The sequence below is a fragment of the Pontitalea aquivivens genome (assembly GCF_046507575.1).
Taxonomy (GTDB): domain Bacteria; phylum Pseudomonadota; class Alphaproteobacteria; order Rhodobacterales; family Rhodobacteraceae; genus Pontitalea; species Pontitalea aquivivens.
This window is the reverse complement of the sequence record NZ_JBKFEY010000001.1, coordinates 671533-692005: the sequence shown is the minus strand read 5'-3', so window position 1 is coordinate 692005 and position 20473 is coordinate 671533. Positions and strand designations below refer to the sequence as shown.

Genomic DNA, 20473 nt, shown 5'->3' with positions numbered 1-20473 from the left:
GGGGCGGGCATGATCGGCGGCATCGACAGACCCGTGATCCTGTCCTGTGGCGAGCCTGCGGGCATCGGCCCCGAGATCGCCGCCAAGGCCTGGGACAGCCTGCGCGCCGCGCTGCCCTTTGTCTGGATCGGCGATCCCGCGCATCTGCCGCGCGGCACGACGATCCGCGAAATTTCCCACCCTGCCGAAGCGATGTCCCATGCGGGCGCGGCGCTGCCGGTGCTGCCCCATCCCTTCCCCGCCGCGGCCCGGCCTGGCCAGCCCGATCCGGCCAATGCCCATGGCGTGGTCGACGTGATCGCGCGCGGCGCCGATCTGGTGCTGCGCGGCGAGGGTCTGGCGCTGACCACTGCGCCGATCCACAAGAAGGCCCTGCAGGATGGCGCGGGTTTCGCCTTTCCGGGCCATACCGAATATCTGGCGCATCTGGCGGGGGGCGCGCGGGTGGTGATGATGCTGGCCTGCCCCGGCCTGCGCGTGGTGCCTGCCACGATCCACATTCCCCTGTCGCAGGTGCCGCGCGCCTTCACGCCCGCGTTGTTGCGCGAGGTGGTCGAAATCACCTCGGCCGGGCTTGCCCGCGATTTCGGCATCGGTACCCCCCGCCTTGCGGTGGCGGGGCTGAACCCCCACGCCGGCGAAGGCGGCGCGATGGGGCATGAGGAAACCGACTGGATCGCCCCCCTGATCGCCGATCTGCGCGCCGAAGGCCATGCCATCGCCGGCCCCCTGCCCGCCGACACGATGTTCCACCCCGCCGCGCGCGCGCGCTATGACGCGGCGATCTGCGCCTATCACGATCAGGCGCTGATCCCGATCAAGACGCTGGACTTCGACGGCGGCGTGAACGTGACGCTGGGCCTGCCCTTCGTGCGCACCTCGCCCGATCACGGCACGGCCTTCGACATTGCCGGGCGCGGCCTGGCCAACCCCGCCAGCCTGATCGCGGCGCTGAAAATGGCCGCCGGCATGGGCGCGGCGCGGGCGCGCTAGTTGCCCTTGGCCGCCTTCTCGCCTATCCCCGCGCCACGGCGGGCGGCATCCGCCCCGGCCTGACAGCAAAGGTGCCCTTCATGACTGCGATCGACGGCCTGCCCCCCCTGCGCGAGGTGATCAATACCCACGGGCTGATCGCGAAAAAGCAGCTGGGCCAGAACTTTCTGCTGGATCTGAACCTGACGGCCAAGATCGCGCGGGCGGCGGGCGATCTGACCGGCGCCGATGTGCTGGAGATCGGCCCCGGCCCCGGCGGCCTGACCCGCGGGCTGTTGGCCGAGGGCGCGCGGCGCGTTCTGGCGGTGGAAAAGGATGAACGCTGCCTGCCCGCGCTGGACCAGATCGCCGCCGCCTATCCGGGCCGGTTGCAGGTGATCCATGGCGATGCGCTGACGGTGGACGTGCTGGCGCATCTGACCCCGCCGATCAGGATCGTCGCCAACCTGCCCTATAACGTGGGCACCGAATTGCTGGTGCGCTGGCTGACCCCGCGCGACTGGCCGCCCTTCTGGGACAGCCTGACGCTGATGTTTCAAAAAGAGGTGGCCGAACGCATCGTCGCCCGGCCCGGGTCCAGGGCCTATGGGCGGCTGGCGATCCTGGCGCAATGGCGGGCCGAAGCGAAGATCGTGATGACCCTGCCGCCCGAGGCCTTCGTGCCCGCGCCCAAGGTCCATTCCGCCGTGGTGCGCCTGACCGCGCTGCCGGAACCGCGCTATCCCGCCGATCCCGCGATCCTTAGCCGCGTGGTGGCCGCGGGCTTCAACCAGCGCCGCAAGATGCTGCGCGCCTCGCTGAAGGGCGTGGCACCGGAAATCGAGGCCAAGCTGGAGGCCGCCGGTATCGCCCCCACCGCCCGGGCCGAGGAAATCAGCCTGGAACGTTTCTGCGCGCTGGCCCGGGTGATCGCGGCGGCGCAGGGCTGAACACGCGCGCGCGTCGCGCGGGGCCATACCCGGATGGCGTGCCCGAATGACCAGCCCGAATGGCAAAGGCCGCGCCCCCGGGCGCGGCCTTGCTGTTTCCTGCGGCCGACCGGATCCGGTCGGCGGCCAGTCATTCGACCGCCGGGGCCTCGCCCGGGGCGGGCTGCGCGGGCTTGGCTTCGCCGCGCGGCTTGCGTGGGCTGCGGCTGCGCGGGGCGGCAGGCTTGTCACCCGATTTCGCGGGTTTCGCCACGGCAGGCACATCGGCCTCAGCCGCGGGCTGGGCCGGGGCCGGTTCCACAGCCGCAGGAGCAGCCGCGGGCACAGGCGCGTCGTTGTCGGCGGTGGCGGCTTGCGCATGGCGCGCGCCGTCCTTCGGACGCTCACCCCGTGGCTGGCGCGGTTCGCGGCGCGGACGGGCCGGGCGGCTTTCGGGGGTTTCCACCAGATTCGAGCGGTCTTCCCCGGCGGCCTCGATCACCGGGGGAAGATCTGCCGTGTCCGTGGCAAGATCGGGCTGGTCATCGCTGTGGCGCGGTTCGGCGCGGTCGCGGGCAGGATGGCCGCCCGGCTGCGGCTGGCCGTGGCCGTGGCCATTGCCGCCCTGCTGGCCGTGACCGTTCTGCTGGCCGTGACCGTTCTGCTGGCCGTGACCGTTCTGCTGACCCTGCTGACCCTGACCATACTGGCCCTGATGCTGCTGACCCTGGCTTTGCTGGCGGGCTTCTTGTTCGCGCGCCATTTCGCGCTGCGCCTCGCCCAGCATGCGGGTGTAATGTTCCGCGTGCTGCAGAAAATTCTGCTCGGCCACGCGATCGTTGGACAACTGGGCATCGCGCGCCAGCATCAGATATTTGTCAATGATCTGCTGCGGCGTGCCGCGCACCTTGCCCTCGGGGCCGGAACTGTCGAACACCCGGTTGATGATGTTGCCGATCGTGCGCTGGCGGTTCGACTTGGAACGCGAACGGGATTTGGATGATCTCATGTGCTTTCGTGTGTCTTGACCCCTGACAGGATCGTGGCCTGTGCCGGTCCCGTTCCGATGCGCCGCAAGACGCCCCGGAACACAAGACCCGCAGTATGAAGCTGAGCCGCGCGGCGGAGCCTTTTCCAACCAGCGCGCGATTGAATAATCATGGCGCGGGCGGCCTGACAAGTGAGAATCGCCGCAATGCCGCGAATTTTGGCAGCTATTTGCCGCAACTATCGGCAAATTGCGCGCTTTGGGCCGAAACGACACGGTCCCTGCCATCAAGATCGGGATGCACGCGCACCTGTTCAAGCCCTGCGGCGCGGAAAAATCCCGCCACCGCCGCGCCCTGGCTGGGCCCGATTTCCACCGCGATCCGCCCGCCCGGCGCCAGATGCGCGCCCGCGCCCGCCGCGATGATGCGGTAAGGGTCCAGCCCGTCGCCGCCCGGCGACAGCGCCAGATGCGGTTCCCAGTCGCGCACCTCGGGGGCCAGACCGGGCATTTCCGCCGCCGCGATATAGGGCGGGTTCGACACGATCAGATCGAACGGACCGCTGAGCGCGGAAAACCAGTCCGACAGGACGAAATCCACGCGGGCCGCAAGGCCAAGGCGGGCGGCATTGTCGCGTGCCACGTCAAGGGCGGCGGGCGACAGATCCACCCCAAGCCCGCGCGCGGCGGGCCGTTCGGCCAGCAGCGTCAGCAGGATGCAGCCGGTGCCGGTGCCCAGATCCAGCACCCGTGAAAACGGCCGGGCCAGCGCCAGCGCCACCAGCGTTTCGGTTTCGGGGCGCGGGTCCAGCGTGTCGCGGGTAACGCGGAAGTCGCGGCCCCAAAAGCTGCGGCATCCGGTGATCTGGCTGACCGGCTGGCGGGCGCAGCGCGCCGCGATCGCCGCCGCGAAGGCCGCCGCGCGGCCTTGGTCCAGCGGATCGGGCAGGTGCAGCGTCAGCCGGTCGGCACCGATCCCCATCGCATGGGCCAGCAGCCGGCGCGCATCGCCGGGGGCCGTGTCGATGCCCGCCCCCTTCAGCCGCGCGATGGCGCCGCGCAGGGCCTCGGCGGCGGTGGAGGGCGTGGCCGTGGAAGGGGTGGCCGTGGAAGGGGCGGCGGGGGGGTCTTGCGCCACGGGATCACGCCTCCATCTGCGCCAGTTTCCCGGCCTGATCATGGGCCACCAGCGCATCGATCACCGCGCCCAGATCGCCATCCATGATCTGCCCCAACGCATAAAGCGTCAGGTTGATGCGGTGATCGGTCAGGCGCCCTTGCGGAAAGTTGTAGGTGCGGATGCGTTCGGAGCGGTCGCCCGAGCCGACCTGCGACTTGCGGTTTTCGGCGCGTTCGCTGGCCAGACGGGCGCGTTCCATGTCATAAAGCCGCGCGCGCAGCACCGCCATCGCATTGGCGCGGTTCTGGTGCTGGGACTTTTCCGAACTGGTCACCACGATACCCGTGGGCAGGTGGGTGATGCGCACCGCCGAATCGGTGGTGTTCACATGCTGCCCGCCCGCGCCCGAAGATCGCATCGTGTCGATACGGATGTCGGCGGCCGGGATGTCGATATCGACCTCTTCGGCCTCGGGCAGGACCGCCACCGTCGCGGCCGAGGTGTGGATGCGCCCGCCCGCCTCGGTTTCGGGCACGCGCTGCACGCGGTGCACGCCGGATTCGTATTTCAGCCGGGCAAAGACGCCCTCGCCCTCGATCCGGGCGGTGGCTTCCTTGACGCCGCCCAGTTCGGTCTGGGTCAGGTCCAGAAGCTGGAAGGACCAGCCCTGCTGTTCGGCATGGCGCTGATACATGCGCAAGAGATCGCCTGCGAAAAGCGCCGCCTCCTCGCCGCCCGTTCCAGGGCGGATTTCCAGGATCGCGGGGCGCGCGTCGGCGGCATCCCTGGGCAAGAGCGCCAGGCGCAGCGCCTGTTCCATCTGCGGGATGCGCGCCCTGAGCCGGGGCAGTTCATCCTCGGCCAGTTCGCGCATTTCCGCGTCGGCCAGCCAGCCCTCGGCCTCGGTCAGGTCGGCGCGGGCCTGGCGCCAGGCCGCGATCTGGGTCACCACGGGCTTGAGGTCGGAATATTCCCGGCTGATGCGGGCAATGTCGGCCGGGCTTGCGCCCGCGGACAGGCGCGCTTCGAGGAACTCGAAACGGGCGAGGATCTGGTCGAGTTTCTCTTGCGGCAACATGGGGGCGGTTTGGCCTGTGTTTCGAACGGGGTCAAGGGTGGAGAGGGCGCCGGGGGGCGCTGCCCCCCAAGCGGCCCCCGGCCGCTTTCCCCCCGGGATATTTCGGCAAAGCCGAAGGGGTGCGGGTTATCTGGGGGGGGCAAGCGCGCGGCGCAAGATGTCAAGACGCGCGGCATTCACCCCAAGGTCGGAATGACCAAAGCGGGCGCGCGCGAAGGCGGCCAGCGTGGCGCCGTCGCGCGTAGGCAGCACCCGGATCGAGGTATAGTCGGGAAAACCCCAGACCGCCGAGCGGGTGATGAAGGTCATGTGCCCCTGGGCGGCGGACCCCGCCAGCAGCCGCGTGCGCGGCAGCGCCAGCATCGCCGCCTGGACCCGGGCGGCCAGATCGGGGGCGGGCTGTGGCGCAATGATCTGGCCCGGGTCCAGGCGCGCGAAACTGGGGCGGTCCGGGTCCGGCGCGGTTTGCGGATCGACATGCCAGCGGGCCGGATCGGACGGGGCCAGCCGCACCCAGGCGGCGCCTGCAAGCAGCAGCGCGACAAGAAGAAGCCCCGCGATCTTCATGCGCCGGTCTCCCTTTTCATGCGCCCTGCCGCCGGGTCCAGCCGTAAAGCGCGATCAGTTCGGTCGCGACATGGGCGCCCGCGATGGCGGTGACGCCGCTGGTGTCATAGGGGGGCGACACCTCGACCACATCGCCGCCCAGAAGCGTGATCCCCGCCAGTCCCCGCAGGATCGCCGCCGCCTGCCAGCTGGCCAGCCCGCCCCAGACCGGGGTGCCGGTGCCGGGCGCGAAGGCGGGGTCCAGGCAGTCGATGTCGAAGGTGATGTAGCAAGGCCGGTCCCCCACCACGGCGCGGATGCGTGCCACGGTTTCGGCCACGCCCGCCTGATGGACGAAGGGGGCATCCAGGATGGTCACGCCCAGCGTGTCGGGATTGTCGGTGCGGATCCCGACCGAGACGGTGGCCGCCGGATCGACCAGCCCGGTGCGGATGGCCTTGTAGAGGAAGGTGCCATGGTCGATCCGGCTCATGTCGTCATCGGCCCAGGTATCGGAATGGGCGTCGAACTGGATCAGCGCGAGCGGGCCGAACCGTTCGGCATAGGCGCGCAGGATCGGCAGGGTGATGAAATGATCGCCCCCCAGCGTGACCGTACCCGCCCCCGCCGCCAGGATCGTGCGGATGTGGTCGGTCACCCGGTCGGGAAAGCTGGCGGTATGGGCATAATCGAAGGCCAGGTCGCCATAATCCACCACCGTCAGCGCGGACAGCGGATCATAGCCCCAGCCATAGGGCGCGTCGAAGGCCTGCAGGGCCGATGCCTCGCGGATCGCGCGGGGGCCAAAGCGGGTGCCGGGGCGATGGGTGACGGCCTGGTCAAAGGGCACGCCGGTGACCACAAGATCCACGCCCGACAGATCCTTGGTATAGCGCCGGCGCAGGAAGCTGGTCGCGCCGCCGAAGGCGTTTTCAAAGGAAAGGCCACGCGGATCCGTACGGGTAAAGGCCATATCGACCTGATTTTTTGCATCTTCCAGCGCCATGGCCGTCTCCGTTTTAACCAACTGGTGACCTGCGGCATGGCAAAGGTCAAGCCGGAGACAGGACAACCTGTCGCAGGTTGACCATGATTGAATCTGATCTGGATCAAAGTGGTTCACGAAGTGGTGAAATTAGAATAAGTCTACATCGATTGAAAGGGACTCACGATGAAACGATTGCTAGCCCCACTTGCCACACTGGCCCTGGCCGGGCCGGTCCTTGCCGATGACGCGGCGCTGCGCGAAGCCGCCAGGGATCTGTTCGAGGCGATTCCGCTGCAGGCGCCGATGCTGGAAGGCAATATCATCTCGCGCGATCGGGTCGATCTTGGCGCGATGCTGTTCTTCGACCCGCGCATGTCGAAATCGGGCCTGTTTTCCTGCCAGACCTGCCACAATGTCGGCATGGGCGGCGTTGACGGGCTTGAGGTGTCAATCGGCCACGGCTGGCAAAAGGGCCCGCGCAACGCGCCCACCATGCTGAATGCGGTGTTCAACATCGCCCAGTTCTGGGATGGCCGCGCACCTGACCTGGCCGAACAGGCCAAGGGTCCGGTTCAGGCCGGGGTCGAAATGAACAACACCCCCGAGAATGTGGTGGCGACGCTGAAATCCATGCCCGCCTATGTCGAGGCCTTCCAGACCTCGTTCCCCGGCGAGGAAGATCCCGTCACCTTCGACAATTTCGCCAAGGCGATCGAGGCCTTCGAGGCCACGCTGATCACGCCCAACTCACGCTTTGACCAATTCCTGATGGGCCAGGACGGCGCGCTGAGCGATCAGGAAAAGAACGGTCTGCAACTGTTCGTCGATACGGGCTGCGCCTCGTGCCATGCCGGGATCAACTTTGGCGGTCAGGATTACTATCCCTTCGGCGTGGTCGAAAGGCCCGGTGCCAGCGTGCTGCCCGAAGGCGACAAGGGCCGCTTTGCCGTGACCGAGACCGCGGGCGACGACTATGTGTTCCGCGCCGCGCCGCTGCGCAACATTGCCATCACCGCCCCCTATTTCCACTCGGGCAAGGTGTGGGAACTGAAGGAAGCCGTGGAAATCATGGCCAACTCGCAGCTGGGCGCCGAGCTGAGCGAAGCGCAGATCGACGATATCGTCGCCTTCCTGGGCACGCTGACGGGCGAACAGCCCGAAGTGGTGCACCCGACATTGCCGGTGCGCACGGCCGCCTCGCCCAAACCCGAGGATATGTGACACACGGGTCTGACCTGATCGTACAGGTTTTGTAACGAGTACCACGGGTCTGGTAATCAGTAGCGTGGTAAGGGGGCGCGGAGAAATCCGCGCCCTTTGTGCTTGTGGCGCGCCCTTTGTGCCTGTGGCGCAGTTGTGTCTGGTGCGTCTTTCGTGTTGGGCATGGCGGCCTGCGCGCCGCCGCAGCCTGTGGTTTCAGGGGCGTTGCCCCCGGCCCCGCCTGGCCCCTGCCCCCGCCCGGACATCGTGCATGACCCCGGTGCCCGAAAAAAACCGGCGCCCCCGCATGGGCGCCGGTGCGATCGCATCTTGCGGGCGGCAAAGGCCGCGCCGCGTCAGGACTGGGTGCGCCTGCCGGTGAACAGGGACTGCGCGGTATAGACCAGGATCGCAAGCCCGATGGCGCCCGCCGCCGCCACGCCCAGCAGCACCAGCCAGTCGATCGGCCCGCCAATGTCGCCAAAGCCGGAATTCGTGACCTTTTGCACGAAAACCACCGCCGCGATGGCGCCCACCGGCATGAACAGCTGCGCCAGCAGGAATTTGCGCGCCGACAGGTGCCGGTCGCGGATCAGCACATAGAGGTAAAGCACCGTCACCACCGCCGCCACCGCGACCATGGTCCAGAACAGGCCGCGTCCGAAGATTTCCTCGAAGACGGCCAGCAACATGCCCAGTGTAAGTTCCTTCATGTTCCGTCTCCTCAGGCCTTGCCGCGCAGCATCGCGTTATAGGTGGGTTTCAGGGCGATTTCCTTCATCAGCCAGGAAATCCACAGCTCTTCCAGCGGCGCGATCACCCCGGGGAAGGACGGCACCAGATTGTCCTTGTAGTCGAACTCGATCAGCATCGCGCGCCCGATCCGGGTGATCATCGGGCATGAGGTATAGCCATTGAAGACCGCGGTACCCTCGCGCCCCTGGATGGCGGCGACCAGATGATCCTCGACCACCGGAACGTGCCATTTGGCCGAAGCCGCGGTCTTGCCCTTGGGCACGCCGTTGATGTCGCCCACGCCAAAGACATCCGGGTAGCGCAGATGGCGCAGGGTCGATTGATCGACCTCGATCCAGCCCTGACCGACCCATTTGTCCGCCCAGGACAGACCCGATTCGCGCACCACCCCGGGTGCACGCTGCGGCGGAATCACATTGGTGAAATCGAACTTGATCGACTCGGTCGTGCCCGGGGTGACCGTCACGGTGCCATCGGGGTTGATCGCGCTGACCTCGGGCGTCTTGAAATAGGCGGTCTTGCTGGACGCATCGATCCCGGTCAGAACGTGGTCATAGCGCACATCGACACCGCGGTCGCGGAACAGAAGTTTCACCTTCTCATTCACGATTGGCACGCCGAACAGCGCCTTGTTGTTGGCCGCATAGACGATCTGCGACTTGTCGCGCGTGCCCTTGCGGCGCAGATAATCGTCGGTCAGGAAGGTGTATTTCAGCGGCGCGCCCGCGCATTTCATTTCCGTCGCGGGCCGGCCGAACAGCGCCACGCCCCCGGTATCGGTAAAGCGGTCCATCTCGCGCCAGGTGGCCTCGGCGTAATCGGGGCCGGCATAGAGCGCGCCGATCCCGTCCTTGCCCACCATGTCCAGCGAGAACCCTTCAACCCCGGCCCAGTCCAGCGTCAGCCCCGTGGCCACGACCAGGAAATCATAGGGCAGATTCGTGCCGCCCGCGGTGGTGACCACCTTCGCCTCGGGGTCGATCCCGGCGGCATATTCGGCCAGCCAGGTCACCCCCCTGGGCAGCCAGTCGCCGGTGCCCGATACCGAATAGGACGCAGGCTTCAGCCCTGCCGCGATCAGCGTGAAGCCGGGCTGATACCAATGCTGTTTGCGCCCGTCGACGATGGTGATCTGCGCGCCGTCCAGCCGTTCGCTCAGGCGGTTGGCAAGCGCCGTCCCCCCCGCGCCCGAGCCGACGATCACGATCTTGGCGCTGGTGCGCACCTTCGCCGCCGCCACCGGCCCGGCACTGACCCCCAGCACCGCCGCCGCCCCGCCGGCAAGCCCCAGAAACGCCCGCCGCGAGGTCGGAAAAGCCTTCGTGTCCATGCATGTCCTCCGCGTTTATATTCAAAGATTAACATACCTTCGAAATGATGCATTTGACCCAAATCAATGAATCCCGCGTGAACGCCTGATCTTGATCAAGTCGCAAAGGCCCGGGCGGCGCTAGACTGTTACTTTGACAGGCCCTTGGGGGGCGCGGAATGCGACTGACGACCCGAAGCAATCTTGCGATACGCACCTTGATGTTTTGCGCCGTCAATGACGGGCGGATCGTGCGCAAACATGAGATTGCCGAACTGTGCAATGCCTCGGAAAACCATCTGGCGCAGGTGATCAACACACTGGCGCAAAAGGGGTTTCTGGAAACCCAGCGCGGTCGCTGCGGCGGGCTGCGGCTGGCCCGGCCGATGGGCCGGATCGGCGTGGGCGAGGTGCTGCGCGCCTTTGAGGCGGGCGTGCCCTTTGCGGAGTGTTTCGACCCCGAAACCAGCACCTGCCCGCTCAGCGCGGCCTGCCGGTTCCGCCACGCGCTGCAAACCGCGCTGGATGCTTTTTATGGCGCGCTGGACCCGGTGACGCTGGCCGATCTGGTGACGGACAATTGCGCGCTTGAGGCACTGTTGCGCCTGCCCGCCACCCTGGCGGCCCCGCCCTGCCCCGGGCCCCGCATGCCCGGACCCGCCCCCTGAGACAGGCCCGGCAAAGGCGCAGCAAAAAGGCCGCCCCGACAGAGGCGGCCCCGATCCTTGCCCTTGCAGGCCCCGGTTGCAGGCCCCGGGGCTGTGGTCTTGTGCGGCGGTCTTAGCCGACCAGTTCCAGCCCCGAGAAGAAGAAGGCGATTTCCTGCGCCGCGGTTTCGGGTGCATCCGAACCGTGGACCGAGTTTTCCCCGACCGAGAGCGCGAATTCCTTGCGGATCGTGCCTTCGGCGGCCTGCGCGGGGTTGGTCGCGCCCATCACTTCGCGGTTCTTGGCAATGGCGCCTTCGCCTTCCAGAACCTGCACGACGACCGGTTCAGACGCCATGAATTCGCACAATTCGCCATAGAAGGGGCGTTCCTTGTGCACTTCGTAGAATTTGCCGGCCTGTTCCAGCGACAGCTTGATGCGCTTTTGCGCGACGATGCGCAGACCCGCTTCCTCGAACTTGGCATTGATCTTGCCGGTGAGGTTGCGGCGGGTTGCATCGGGTTTGATGATGGAAAGCGTGCGTTCGATCGCCATGGCGCTGGCCTTTCGATTGGAATGGTTACGGGTGCGCCGGTCCCCCGGCGCGCGTTGTGGCGCCTGCTAACACGGGGCTGGCACGATGAAAAGCCCCCGCCGCGCGATGCGCCCCGGGGGCAAGGGGCGCCGCCCCTCTTGGCCTGCGGCCAATTCACCCCGAGGTATTTCGGGCAAGATGAAAGCAGTACCGGGCAGGGGCGCCACCGGACGGCCGGGCCCTTTTCTTGATCCGGCGGGCGTGGCAATGTGGGGCCATGACGAAGATCACCAACCTCAATCAGTTTCGCAAGCAGCAGGACCGCGCGAAAAAGCGCGCGCAGGCGGATGCGAATGCCGCGAAATTCGGGCGCAGCAAGGCCGAGCGGAGGCGCGATGCGGACGAGGCCGAGCGCGAGGCGCGGCTTTGGGAGGCGCATCGGCGCGATGAGGCGGAATGAGCCGGCCGGTCAAGCGATCGCTGACACTGGGCGGGCACCGCACGAGCGTGTCGCTGGAGGATGAATTCTGGCAGGCCTTCCGCGAGATTGCCGCGCGCGAAGGCCAGGGGCTGAATGAACTGGCCAGCGCCATAGATGCCGCGCGCGCGCCCGGGACGGGACTGGCTACGGCCTTGCGGCTGTTTGTTCTGGCCGACTTGCGTCGCCGCACACGGACGGTGGATTGATGCGGGGTCAGCCGCGCGGGCGCCCCATGCGCGACCAGACGCCGGTCGAGGCGGCCGGTTCGGGGCCGTTGGACAGTTCCGCGGAAAACAGTTCACGGATCTGTTCGCGGGTCACCTGACGGTCATCAGCGCGGATGGCAGGTGCGCGGCCAATGCCCAGGAGGCGCCAGGTCGGAACCGCGATGGTCAGGCCCGGCAGGCGCCGGGGCCGGTCTGATCCCTGCCCTTTGCCGGACAGGCTGTCGTGTTCTGTCATTGTCATCGGTCCACATTCCCCAAAATGTGAAGCGTGTATCACGCAGGATTGATGTCCTTCATATTAGGCACAGAATCAGACAATCAAAAAGAGAAATTTTAACAACACCTCCCTCAAGGGTTGCATCCGCTTAATCAGCGGCGGAGACGGCGGCGCGCACGCAGGCCTCACAGGCCGCCGCCAGCGCCTTGCGCGAGGGGAAACCGGCCACATCAAGCGGGGGATGGAAGATCACCTCGACCCGCCCCTGCGGGCGGCGCGCCAGCACCGCAAGCAGATGCGGCCCCAGCGCCATATCGCCCCACCAGCCATAAAACCGCGGGTCCGCGCCGGGCGGGGCATGATAGACCACACTGACCGGCTGGATCTGCATCACCCGGTCCAGACCGTGGGTGTAGAAGGCCTGAAACAGCGTCGGCTTGAACGGCAGCACCCGGCGCCCGTCGGTCGATGTGCCCTCGGGGAAGAACAGCAGGTGGTGGCCCGCGCGGATGCGGTCTTCCAGCTGCTGCTGCTGGGCGCGGGCCTCTTTCGGGTCGCGGCGGATGAACAGCGTGCCTGTGGCCCGCGCCAGCCAGCCGATGCCGGGCCAGTCCGCAACCTCGGCCTTGGAGACGAAATAGACGCTCTGGCAGGCGTTCAGCGCGAAAATATCCAGCCACGATGCATGGTTGGCCACGACCGCGCCGATATGCGTCATCGGTGTGCCGGTGACGCGAAACCCCATCCCCATGATCGGAAAGGCCGCGCGGCAGACCGCCCGGGTGATCCGCGGCGTCCAGGGCCGGTTGAGCCCGTACAGCGGGCGTTCAATCAGTCGCAGCAAAAGCAACAGCACCAGCCCGCCATAGACGACCGTTATCAGCGCCGCGCCACGCAAGGCCGCCCGCACCAGGCCCCCCGGGCCCGGGCGCGGCAGATCGGGGGGGGCGGCATCGCGCCAGGTGCTCAAGCCCGGCCCTCATGGCGGCGGGTATAGAATTCGCGGTGACGCGCGCTCATGGCGGTGGTGTCCATCAGAAGAAGCACATCGATCGTGTTGAAATCATGGTCGATATAGGCGCCGTCACCGACAAAGCCACCCAGCCGCAGATAGGCCTTGATCAGCGCGGGCATCTGCTGCATCGCCATGCGCCGGTCCAGCCGGTCGGCGGGGATCAGGTCCATGCGCTGGAAATGATCGGGCCGCGCGCGCGGACGGATCGGTTCGGGCGCCAGGTGGTGGTGGTGCAGCCAGGACAGGGGCGCGGCCAGCGCCTGCGGATCGGTGCCGTGGAAAGAGGCGACGCCGAACAGCACCTCGATCCCGTGGTCCAGCACATATTGCGCCAGCGCGTTCCACAGCAGGAACATCGCCGCCCCGCCCCGGTAATCGGGATGCACGCAGGACCGCCCCAGTTCCAGCAGGCGCCGCCCCGAGGCACGCAGGCGGGTCAGATCATATTCGTCGTCGCAGTAAAACCGACCGAAGGCCGCCGCCCGATCCGAGGGCAGCAACCGGTAGACCCCCACCACATGATCCAGCGCCGCCGCGTCGCGGCGCGTATCGACCAGGATCAGGTGGTCATAGACCGGGTCGAAGTCATCGCGTTCCAGCCGCGCGTCATGATCAACCATCGGCCCCGAGGCGCCCAGTTCCTCGACGAAAACCGCATAGCGCAGCCGCTGCGCCGCCATCAGGTCGCCCGGCGCCTGCGCAAGGCGGATCTCGAAACAAGAAGTATCGGGTGTCATCTGCTGTCGTCACCGGCCCGCGCGGGCATTTGGCGGTTTGTAGGCAAGGCCCCGGCGCTTTGCAACCAAAAGCGGGGATCAAGGACCCGGGCGCGGGCGGGGTGCGGGCGGGGCGTGATCTTGCCGAAGGCGGCATGAAAGGTGGCGTAAAGGGTTTGTTAACTTTGATCCGGCATCACAAGCACAAGCGCCACCCGGCGTCCGTCAATCACCTGTTTGCCCGCATGTTCGAAATTCACCGTGATCCGATTGCCGATGCGCGACTGCACCTGACCAAGGCCCCAATCGGGGGCCAGCGGATGGCGCACCATCATGCCGGGTTCCAGAAATTCGTTCATCGCGCCCCCATCTGCGGATAGTTTCATGCCCCTTGCACCCCCAGACCCGTTCCTTCCCGCCGATCTGGTCGCCCTGGTCGGATCGCGTCTGTGTCATGACCTTATCAGCCCGTTGGGGGCGATCGGCAATGGGGTGGAATTGCTGGCCATGACGGGCGCGGGCATGGGCCCGGAATTGCAGCTGATCGCGCAAAGCGTGGCCAGCGCCTCGGCGCGGCTGAAGTTCTTTCGCGTGGCTTTTGGCCAGGCGGGCGCCGGTCAGCGGCTGGGCCAGCGCGAGATCGCGGCGCTGCTGGCCGATGTGGAAAGCGGCGGTCGGCTGAAGATCGAATGGCTGGCGCCGGGCGATCAGGCGCGGCTGGCGGTCAAGCTGTGTTTCCTGGGGGTTCTGTGCCTGGAAAGCGCCCTGCCCTGGGGCGGGACCATCCGCATTCTGGAAACCGGGGGACGGTGGGATCTGCTGGCCGAAGCGCGGCGCACCAAGCCCGATCCCGCACTATGGGCGCAGCTGGAAGGCGGCGGCGGCGCGGTCAGCCCCGCGCAGGTGCAATTCGCCCTGCTGTCGCTGGAGACCGCGCGCCAGGGCCGCCGGATCGCCTGGGATGTGGCCGAGACCGGGGCAAGGATCACTTTCTGACGCGCCAGGTTGCGCGGGTGGCGTGGGGGGGGCGCTGCCCCCCGGATCACGCGCCGCCAAGGGCGGCCCGTGACCGCCCCCCGGGATATTTTTGCAAAGCCGAAGGGATCAGGCGCGGATCGTGCCGTCGCCGGTGACCCGGTAGTTGAACGAGGTCAGCTGTTCCGCCCCCACCGGCCCGCGCGCATGCAGCTTGCCCGTGGCGATGCCGATTTCCGCCCCCATGCCGAATTCGCCGCCATCGGCGAACTGGGTCGAGGCGTTGCGCATCAGGATCGCGCTGTCGAGCCGGGTGAAGAAGCGTTCGGCCACCGCGTCATCCTCGGTCAGGATCGATTCGGTGTGGCTGGAGCCATAGCGGCGGATATGCGCGATCGCGCCGTCGACACCATCGACCAGCCTGGCCGCGATGATCGAATCGAGGAATTCCTGGCCGAAGTCGTCCGGTTTGGCCGGAACCGTGCCGGGGATCTGCGCCAGTTCGCCCTCGGCCCGGACCTCGACACCGGCTTTCAGCAGATCCTCGATCAGCACCGCGCCGTGGCGGGCATGGAAGGCGCGGTCAATCAGCAGGCATTCGGCGGCCCCGCAAATGCCCGTGCGCCGGGTCTTGGCGTTCAGCACCACGCGGCGGGCCTTGTCCAGATCGGCGGCGCCGTCGGCGTAAACGTGGCAGATGCCTTCCAGATGGGCAAAGACCGGTACCCGCGCCTCGGCCTGCACAAGGCCCACAAGGCCCTTGCCGCCGCGCGGCACGATCACGTCGATGTGGTTGACCGCACGCAGCATCGCGGCCACCACCGCGCGGTCGCGCGTGGGCACCAGCTGGATCGCGGCTTCGGGCAGCCCCACGGCGCGCAGGCCTTCGACCATGCAGGCGTGGATCGCGGCCGAGGAATGGAAGCTTTCCGAACCGCCCCGCAGGATCACCGCATTGCCCGATTTCAGGCACAGCGCCCCGGCATCCGCCGTCACGTTGGGGCGCGATTCGTAGATCACCCCGATCACCCCCAGCGGCGTGCGCACGCGCTGAATATGCAGACCCGAGGGCATGTCCCATTCCGCGATCACCGCGCCCAGCGGATCGGGCTGCGCCGCCACCGCCCGCAGGCCCGCGACGATGCCATCGATGCGCCTGTCGTCCAGCATCAGGCGGTCCATCATCGCGGGGCTTAGCCCCTTGTCGCGGCCAAAATCCAGATCGCGGGCATTGGCGGCGATGACCGCGGCGCGGCGCGCATCCAGCGTATCCGCGGCGATCTGCAGCGCCCGGGCGCGCTGATCGGCCGGGGCAAAGCTCAGATCGGTCGCCGCCGCGCGGGCCTGCGCGCCCATGCGATCAATCAGCGCACCGGCGGTTTCGCCCGTGCCTTCGGTCTGGATCATGGATTCGGTGCTGGTCATGGCGGCCACCCTTGGGAAAACTGTCCCCCTATAACGGGCCGGGTGCGCAGGGTGCAAGCCGGGCGCGCACGGCAGCGTCAGGGGGCAACGTCAGGCGCGGGCGCGCAATGTTTCCCACAGCTTTGCCGCCAGCAGCAGCCAGGGCAGCCCGTGCATCAGCAGATCGAAGATGTCGATGGGCCGCATCAGCGCGCCTGCGGCCAGCATCTTCAGCTTTTCCCAGACATGCGGTTCGGGCGTGAAGGGCGCAAGGCCCAGCGTCAGCGCCACGATCGCGGCCCCGGTCAGGCCGATGCGGTCATAAAGACGGCGAAGCATGGGAACCTTTCGGAAAAAGTGGCGCGGTTGACGGGGCTCGAACCCGCGACCCCCGGCGTGACAGGCCGGTACTCTAACCGACTGAGCTACAACCGCGCGATCTTTTCACGTTCGGGCGATCCGGGGCGGTGGCGCGGTTGACGGGGCTCGAACCCGCGACCCCCGGCGTGACAGGCCGGTACTCTAACCAACTGAGCTACAACCGCGTAACCCGCCCGGATCGCCGCCCGAACGTGAGGAGCGTATTACGCAGCCCGGGCGGTGGCGTCAATGGCCCTGCACGAAAAAAGCGCATCCCCCCGGGCAGGTTTTTCGTCCGCGTCTTTCGGGCCCGGCGTTCGGGCCTAGCGATCCGGGGCCGGGATGAATTCATCCGCATCCCCCGGTGGCAGGCGAAAGCGGCCATGCGCCCAGTCGCCCGCGCGCCAGGCCTCTTTCGCGGCATCGATCCGTTCGCGCGACGAGGCGACGAAATTCCACCAGATATAGCGCGGCCCTTCCAGCGTGGCGCCCCCCAGCAGCATCACCCGCGCGCCCTGCGCCCCGGCGTGAACAGAAATCCGGTCGCCGGGGCGGAAAACCAGCATCCTGCCCGGCTCGAACCACTGCCCGCCCACCTGCAGGCTTCCCGACAGGACATAGACCCCGCGATCCTCGTGATTGTCGGGCAGGGGCAGGCCCGCGCCCGGGGCAAGTTCGGCATCGGCATAGAACAGCTCTGACGGCAGCGGCAGCGGCGCGCGTGCGCCCCAGGCCTCGCCCAGCATCAGCCGCACACGCTTGCCCTCGGCCTCAAGCACCGGCAGGCCGGACGCGCCCATGTGGGTAAAGGCGGGCGCGCCATCCTCGGCATCCTTGGGCAGCGCGACCCAGGTCTGAATGCCGAACAGGGTCTGCCCGGTCTGGCGCACCGGGCCATCGGTGCGTTCGGAATGGGTGATGCCATGGCCCGCCGTCATCCAGTTGACCGCGCCGGGGGTGATCCACTGATCCGTGCCCAGGCTGTCGCGGTGATGCAGACGCCCCTGCAGCAGATAGGTGACGGTCGCCAGCCCGATATGGGGATGGGGGCGCACGTCCAGCCCCTGCCCGGTCAGGAATTCGGCCGGACCCATCTGGTCGAAGAAGATGAAAGGGCCGACCATCTGGCGCTTGACCGAGGGCAGCGCGCGGCGCACCTCAAAGCCGCCGATGTCGCGGGCGCGGGGCACGATTTCCACCGCGATCGCATCGACGGCATCGCCTTTGGGCAGATCGGGGTCCAGGGCGGGGTTCCAGCTCATGTCGCTCTCCTTTGCTGCGTCAAAGGTAAGCGCAAGGCGGCGGTTTCCCCAGGGCGGATCACGCGCATCCCCTGTGCGCCCGGGCACGGTGGGCCCCGGGATACGCGGGGGCGGGGACGATTTCCCCGTGCCTGCCCCGCCCGGGTCTGCTAGCCATGCCCCGCCAGGCACAGAAAGGACAGCCGATGCAAGACACCGATCCGATCGCCGCGATCGCCGCCGATCAGCCCCCCTTCGCGCGCCTGATCGGCCTGCGCGTCACCAGCGCCACCCCCGACCGGGTCGAAGCCGAAATGACCGTGGCCCCCGACCTGCTGAACCGCAACGGCGTGCTGCATGGCGGCGCGGCGATGGCCTTTGCCGACAATCTGGGCGGCACCGCGACCTTCCTGAACCTTGGCGCGGGCGAAGGCACCACGACGATCGAAAGCAAGACCAATTTCTTCCGCGCGGTGGAACCGGACGATACGCTGCGCGGCATCTGCACGCCGCTGCACAAGGGGCGTTCGACCATGGTCTGGCAGACCACGATCCTGCGCGGCGATGGCAAGGTGGCCGCGATCGTGACGCAAACGCAGATGATCTTGCGCAGGTAACCCCTAGCGCGGGTCCCAGGCGGTGGCCTGCGGCGGCCCGAGGCGCAGCAGATCCACCGCGCGCGCCGCGATCTGGGCGGTGACCTCGGCCACCGTCACGGGGCGCAGGTAAAAGGCCGGGACGGGCGGCAGAATCACCGCCCCCATCCGGGTCGCGGCCGTCATGTTGCGCAAATGCGCCAGCGTCAGCGGCGCCTCGCGTGCCAGAAGGATCAGGGGGCGGCGTTCCTTCAGCTGCACGCTGGCCGCCCGCGTCAGAAGATTGTCGTCCAGCCCCTGTGCAATCGCCGCAAGGCTGCGCATCGAACAGGGCGCGACGATCATCCCGGCCACCGGGAACGACCCCGAGGCGATCGCCGCCCCCAGATCGACCACCGGATGATGGCGTTCGCACAGCCCCACCAGTTCGTCGCGCGCGCCAGGCCCGATTTCAAGGTCCAGCGTGCGTTCCGCCATGGCCGACAGCACCAGTTCCACCGCCGCGCCCGCGCGCGCCAGCACCCGCGCGCAATCCAGCGCCAGCGCCGCGCCGGACGCGCCCGACACCCCCAGCACCACCCGCGCGCTCATGCCCCCGCCCCCGGCAGATGGCGCGCCAGGATCTGCGCGGCCAGCGCCTCATGCGCGGGGTCCAGCGCCATCACCCTGCCCCAGTCGCGCGTGGTTTCCGTGCCGATCTTGGTGGTCGCATCCAGCCCGATCTTGCCCGCCAGCCCCTCGCGCGGCGAGGCGAAATCAAGGTAGTCCATCGGCGTGCCGTCGATCACCAGCGTGTCGCGCGCGGGATCCATGCGGGTGGCCAGCGCCCAGGCGACATCATCCCAGTCGCGCGGGTTGATATCGTCATCCACCACGATCACCATCTTGGTATAGCTGAACTGCGCCAGCATCCCCCACAGCGCCATCATCACCCGCCGCGCCTGCCCCGGATAACGCTTGCGGATCGATACCACCGCGATGCGATAGGAACAGGCGGCGGGCGGCAGCCACAGATCCGCCACCTCGGGGATCTGCGCGCGGATCACCGGCAGGGCCAGATCGTTGAACACCTCGCCGATGACGGCGGGTTCATCGGGCGGGCGCCCCGTCACGGTGGTCAGATACAGCGGGTCGCGCCGATGCGTGATCGCCGAAAGACGCATCACCGGAAAGGGTTCGACCGCGTTGTAATAGCCGGTGTGGTCGCCAAAGGGGCCTTCGGGCGCGGTCTCGCCGGGATGGACCCAGCCTTCCAGGATGATCTCGGCCCGGGCCGGCACCATCAGCGGCACGCTGCGCGCGGGCACCAGTTCCGCCCGCGCCCCGCGCAGCACGCCCGAAAAGGTCAGCTCTGACACGGTTTCGGGCAGCGGCAGCGCCGCGGCAAGCAGCGTGCCCGGATCGGCACCAAGCGCGATCGCCACCGGCATCGGCTCGCCCGCCTGCGCCCAGCTGCGCGCATGGGCCGCCCCGCCGCGATGCGCCAGCCAGCGCAGGATCAGCCGGTCGCGCCCGATCACCTGCGCGCGATAGACGCCCAGATTATAGCGCGCGACCTGCGCGGCATCCGACCCGTGCGGGCGGGTGATGACCACGGGCCAGGTGATCAACGGCCCCGCATCTTCGGGCCAGGGGGTCTGAACCGGGATCAGGTCCATGTCGGGCGCGGCCTCAACCTCTTGCACCGGACCTGTGCGCAGGATTTTCGGCCGGGTGGACAGCGCCGCGCGCAGCATCGGCCAGCGCGACATTGCGTCGCGCATGCCTTCAACCGGGGCGGGGCTGCGCAGGGCCGCCAGAAATTCGCCAAAGGCCGGAACCTGATCCAGACCCAGCCCCAGACCGGCGGCCACGCGGGCGGGCGTGCCGAACAGATTGCCGATCACCGGCATCGCCGCAGGCCGGCCATCCGCGCCCGTTGCGCCATCAAAACGCAGGATCGGGCCATTCTGGCGCAGGCAGGCCAGTTGCAGCGCCGTCATTTCATGGCGCAGCGACACCGGATCGGGCAGGCGCAACAGATCGCCCTGCCCCTCGGCCCAGGCCAGGTAGGCGCGCAGATCGGGAAAGGGCGGCAGGCTGCGGATCATGGTCTCCATCGGTTGGGCACGGACCTAGCAGGCACCTCGGCGCGACAACTTGACCTATGTCAAGTCCGTGCGAACTGCGGCG

General features: G+C 67.9%; 25 protein-coding genes and 2 tRNA genes. 8 read left to right on the top strand and 19 right to left on the bottom strand.

The features are described 5' to 3' along the window. Positions 1 to 9 precede the first annotated feature (9 nt). A complete protein-coding gene (gene pdxA, locus ACK8OU_RS03420) occupies positions 10 to 993 on the top strand; it encodes a 4-hydroxythreonine-4-phosphate dehydrogenase PdxA (RefSeq protein WP_410301950.1) in 984 nt (327 codons plus the stop codon). Positions 994 to 1073: 80 nt separating this feature from the next. Beyond that, positions 1074 to 1922 carry a 16S rRNA (adenine(1518)-N(6)/adenine(1519)-N(6))-dimethyltransferase RsmA gene (gene rsmA, locus ACK8OU_RS03415; protein WP_410301949.1) on the top strand — a complete coding sequence of 283 codons (849 nt, stop codon included), beginning with the start codon at positions 1074 to 1076 and terminating at the stop codon, positions 1920 to 1922. 130 nt (positions 1923 to 2052) lie between these two features. Here the strand turns inward: rsmA and ACK8OU_RS03410 are convergent, their stop codons facing one another. From ACK8OU_RS03410 to speB, 5 genes are all read right to left on the bottom strand, one after another. After that, positions 2053 to 2910, bottom strand: coding sequence for a DUF4167 domain-containing protein (locus ACK8OU_RS03410; protein ID WP_410301948.1), 858 nt, complete (start codon positions 2908 to 2910; stop codon positions 2053 to 2055). Positions 2911 to 3115: 205 nt separating this feature from the next. Continuing rightward, positions 3116 to 3952 carry a peptide chain release factor N(5)-glutamine methyltransferase gene (prmC, locus tag ACK8OU_RS03405; RefSeq protein ID WP_410302016.1) on the bottom strand — a complete coding sequence of 279 codons (837 nt, stop codon included), beginning with the start codon at positions 3950 to 3952 and terminating at the stop codon, positions 3116 to 3118. Between the two features lie 79 nt (positions 3953 to 4031). Further along, a complete protein-coding gene (prfA, locus tag ACK8OU_RS03400; RefSeq protein ID WP_410301947.1) occupies positions 4032 to 5087 on the bottom strand; it encodes a peptide chain release factor 1 in 1056 nt (351 codons plus the stop codon). 126 nt (positions 5088 to 5213) lie between these two features. Then, positions 5214 to 5654: a DUF1499 domain-containing protein gene (locus ACK8OU_RS03395; protein ID WP_410301946.1), complete on the bottom strand. Its 441-nt coding sequence runs from the start codon at positions 5652 to 5654 to the stop codon at positions 5214 to 5216. 16 nt (positions 5655 to 5670) lie between these two features. Then, positions 5671 to 6639 (bottom strand): agmatinase, encoded by a 969-nt coding sequence (speB, locus tag ACK8OU_RS03390; RefSeq protein ID WP_410301945.1) that lies wholly within the window; start codon positions 6637 to 6639, stop codon positions 5671 to 5673. Positions 6640 to 6804: 165 nt separating this feature from the next. On the opposite strand from speB, the gene ACK8OU_RS03385 reads away from it, so the two are divergent. After that, complete coding sequence (locus ACK8OU_RS03385) at positions 6805 to 7842, top strand: cytochrome-c peroxidase (RefSeq protein ID WP_410301944.1); 1038 nt, start codon at positions 6805 to 6807, stop codon at positions 7840 to 7842. A gap of 335 nt (positions 7843 to 8177) precedes the next feature. Here the strand turns inward: ACK8OU_RS03385 and ACK8OU_RS03380 are convergent, their stop codons facing one another. Together ACK8OU_RS03380 and ACK8OU_RS03375 are read right to left on the bottom strand one after the other, a co-directional pair. Continuing rightward, a complete protein-coding gene (locus ACK8OU_RS03380; RefSeq protein WP_410301943.1) occupies positions 8178 to 8534 on the bottom strand; it encodes a DUF5368 domain-containing protein in 357 nt (118 codons plus the stop codon). Between the two features lie 11 nt (positions 8535 to 8545). Then, positions 8546 to 9907: an NAD(P)/FAD-dependent oxidoreductase gene (locus tag ACK8OU_RS03375; RefSeq protein ID WP_410301942.1), complete on the bottom strand. Its 1362-nt coding sequence runs from the start codon at positions 9905 to 9907 to the stop codon at positions 8546 to 8548. A 158-nt stretch (positions 9908 to 10065) separates the two neighbouring features. Here ACK8OU_RS03375 and ACK8OU_RS03370 point away from each other — a divergent pair, with 158 nt between their 5' ends. Beyond that, entirely contained in the window at positions 10066 to 10554 is a 489-nt protein-coding gene (locus ACK8OU_RS03370) for an RrF2 family transcriptional regulator (RefSeq protein WP_410301941.1), read from the top strand. Between the two features lie 112 nt (positions 10555 to 10666). Here the strand turns inward: ACK8OU_RS03370 and ndk are convergent, their stop codons facing one another. Next, on the bottom strand, positions 10667 to 11089 hold the full coding sequence (gene ndk, locus ACK8OU_RS03365) for a nucleoside-diphosphate kinase (protein WP_410301940.1): 423 nt from the start codon (positions 11087 to 11089) through the stop codon (positions 10667 to 10669). A gap of 257 nt (positions 11090 to 11346) precedes the next feature. On the opposite strand from ndk, the gene ACK8OU_RS03360 reads away from it, so the two are divergent. Next, complete coding sequence (locus ACK8OU_RS03360) at positions 11347 to 11529, top strand: DUF4169 family protein (RefSeq protein WP_410301939.1); 183 nt, start codon at positions 11347 to 11349, stop codon at positions 11527 to 11529. Continuing rightward, positions 11526 to 11756 carry a ribbon-helix-helix domain-containing protein gene (locus tag ACK8OU_RS03355; RefSeq protein WP_410301938.1) on the top strand — a complete coding sequence of 77 codons (231 nt, stop codon included), beginning with the start codon at positions 11526 to 11528 and terminating at the stop codon, positions 11754 to 11756. The genes ACK8OU_RS03360 and ACK8OU_RS03355 overlap by 4 nt, the downstream gene beginning before the upstream one ends. A 7-nt stretch (positions 11757 to 11763) precedes the next feature. On the opposite strand, the gene ACK8OU_RS03350 is transcribed toward ACK8OU_RS03355, so the two are convergent. From ACK8OU_RS03350 to ACK8OU_RS03335, 4 genes are all read right to left on the bottom strand, one after another. Further along, positions 11764 to 12018 carry a hypothetical protein gene (locus tag ACK8OU_RS03350; protein WP_410301937.1) on the bottom strand — a complete coding sequence of 85 codons (255 nt, stop codon included), beginning with the start codon at positions 12016 to 12018 and terminating at the stop codon, positions 11764 to 11766. A gap of 124 nt (positions 12019 to 12142) precedes the next feature. Beyond that, positions 12143 to 12964, bottom strand: a complete 822-nt coding sequence (olsA, locus tag ACK8OU_RS03345; protein ID WP_410301936.1) for a lyso-ornithine lipid O-acyltransferase — start codon at positions 12962 to 12964, stop codon at positions 12143 to 12145. Further along, complete coding sequence (gene olsB, locus ACK8OU_RS03340) at positions 12961 to 13746, bottom strand: L-ornithine N(alpha)-acyltransferase (protein ID WP_410301935.1); 786 nt, start codon at positions 13744 to 13746, stop codon at positions 12961 to 12963. The genes olsA and olsB overlap by 4 nt, the downstream gene beginning before the upstream one ends. A gap of 158 nt (positions 13747 to 13904) precedes the next feature. Beyond that, complete coding sequence (locus ACK8OU_RS03335; protein WP_410302015.1) at positions 13905 to 14084, bottom strand: DUF3553 domain-containing protein; 180 nt, start codon at positions 14082 to 14084, stop codon at positions 13905 to 13907. A 25-nt stretch (positions 14085 to 14109) separates the two neighbouring features. Between ACK8OU_RS03335 and ACK8OU_RS03330 the strand changes: the two genes are divergently transcribed. Beyond that, positions 14110 to 14721: a histidine phosphotransferase family protein gene (locus tag ACK8OU_RS03330; RefSeq protein WP_410301934.1), complete on the top strand. Its 612-nt coding sequence runs from the start codon at positions 14110 to 14112 to the stop codon at positions 14719 to 14721. 108 nt (positions 14722 to 14829) lie between these two features. On the opposite strand, the gene ACK8OU_RS03325 is transcribed toward ACK8OU_RS03330, so the two are convergent. The 5 genes from ACK8OU_RS03325 to ACK8OU_RS03305 all read right to left on the bottom strand — a co-directional run bounded on the left by ACK8OU_RS03325 (position 14830) and on the right by ACK8OU_RS03305 (position 17726). Next, a complete protein-coding gene (locus tag ACK8OU_RS03325; protein WP_410302014.1) occupies positions 14830 to 16107 on the bottom strand; it encodes a glutamate-5-semialdehyde dehydrogenase in 1278 nt (425 codons plus the stop codon). Positions 16108 to 16215: 108 nt separating this feature from the next. Continuing rightward, entirely contained in the window at positions 16216 to 16443 is a 228-nt protein-coding gene (locus tag ACK8OU_RS03320) for an RND transporter (RefSeq protein ID WP_410301933.1), read from the bottom strand. A 19-nt stretch (positions 16444 to 16462) separates the two neighbouring features. Continuing rightward, positions 16463 to 16539, bottom strand: a tRNA-Asp gene (locus tag ACK8OU_RS03315). A gap of 33 nt (positions 16540 to 16572) precedes the next feature. Beyond that, positions 16573 to 16649: transfer RNA gene (locus tag ACK8OU_RS03310), tRNA-Asp, on the bottom strand. A 138-nt stretch (positions 16650 to 16787) separates the two neighbouring features. Beyond that, positions 16788 to 17726, bottom strand: coding sequence for a pirin family protein (locus ACK8OU_RS03305; protein WP_410301932.1), 939 nt, complete (start codon positions 17724 to 17726; stop codon positions 16788 to 16790). Between the two features lie 185 nt (positions 17727 to 17911). On the opposite strand from ACK8OU_RS03305, the gene ACK8OU_RS03300 reads away from it, so the two are divergent. Then, positions 17912 to 18322: a PaaI family thioesterase gene (locus ACK8OU_RS03300; protein ID WP_410301931.1), complete on the top strand. Its 411-nt coding sequence runs from the start codon at positions 17912 to 17914 to the stop codon at positions 18320 to 18322. 3 nt (positions 18323 to 18325) lie between these two features. On the opposite strand, the gene ACK8OU_RS03295 is transcribed toward ACK8OU_RS03300, so the two are convergent. Both ACK8OU_RS03295 and ACK8OU_RS03290 read right to left on the bottom strand, forming a co-directional pair. Next, positions 18326 to 18892: a UbiX family flavin prenyltransferase gene (locus ACK8OU_RS03295; protein WP_410301930.1), complete on the bottom strand. Its 567-nt coding sequence runs from the start codon at positions 18890 to 18892 to the stop codon at positions 18326 to 18328. Continuing rightward, positions 18889 to 20388 carry a UbiD family decarboxylase gene (locus ACK8OU_RS03290; protein ID WP_410302013.1) on the bottom strand — a complete coding sequence of 500 codons (1500 nt, stop codon included), beginning with the start codon at positions 20386 to 20388 and terminating at the stop codon, positions 18889 to 18891. Before ACK8OU_RS03290 ends, ACK8OU_RS03295 begins: the two co-directional genes overlap by 4 nt. Positions 20389 to 20473 lie beyond the last annotated feature (85 nt).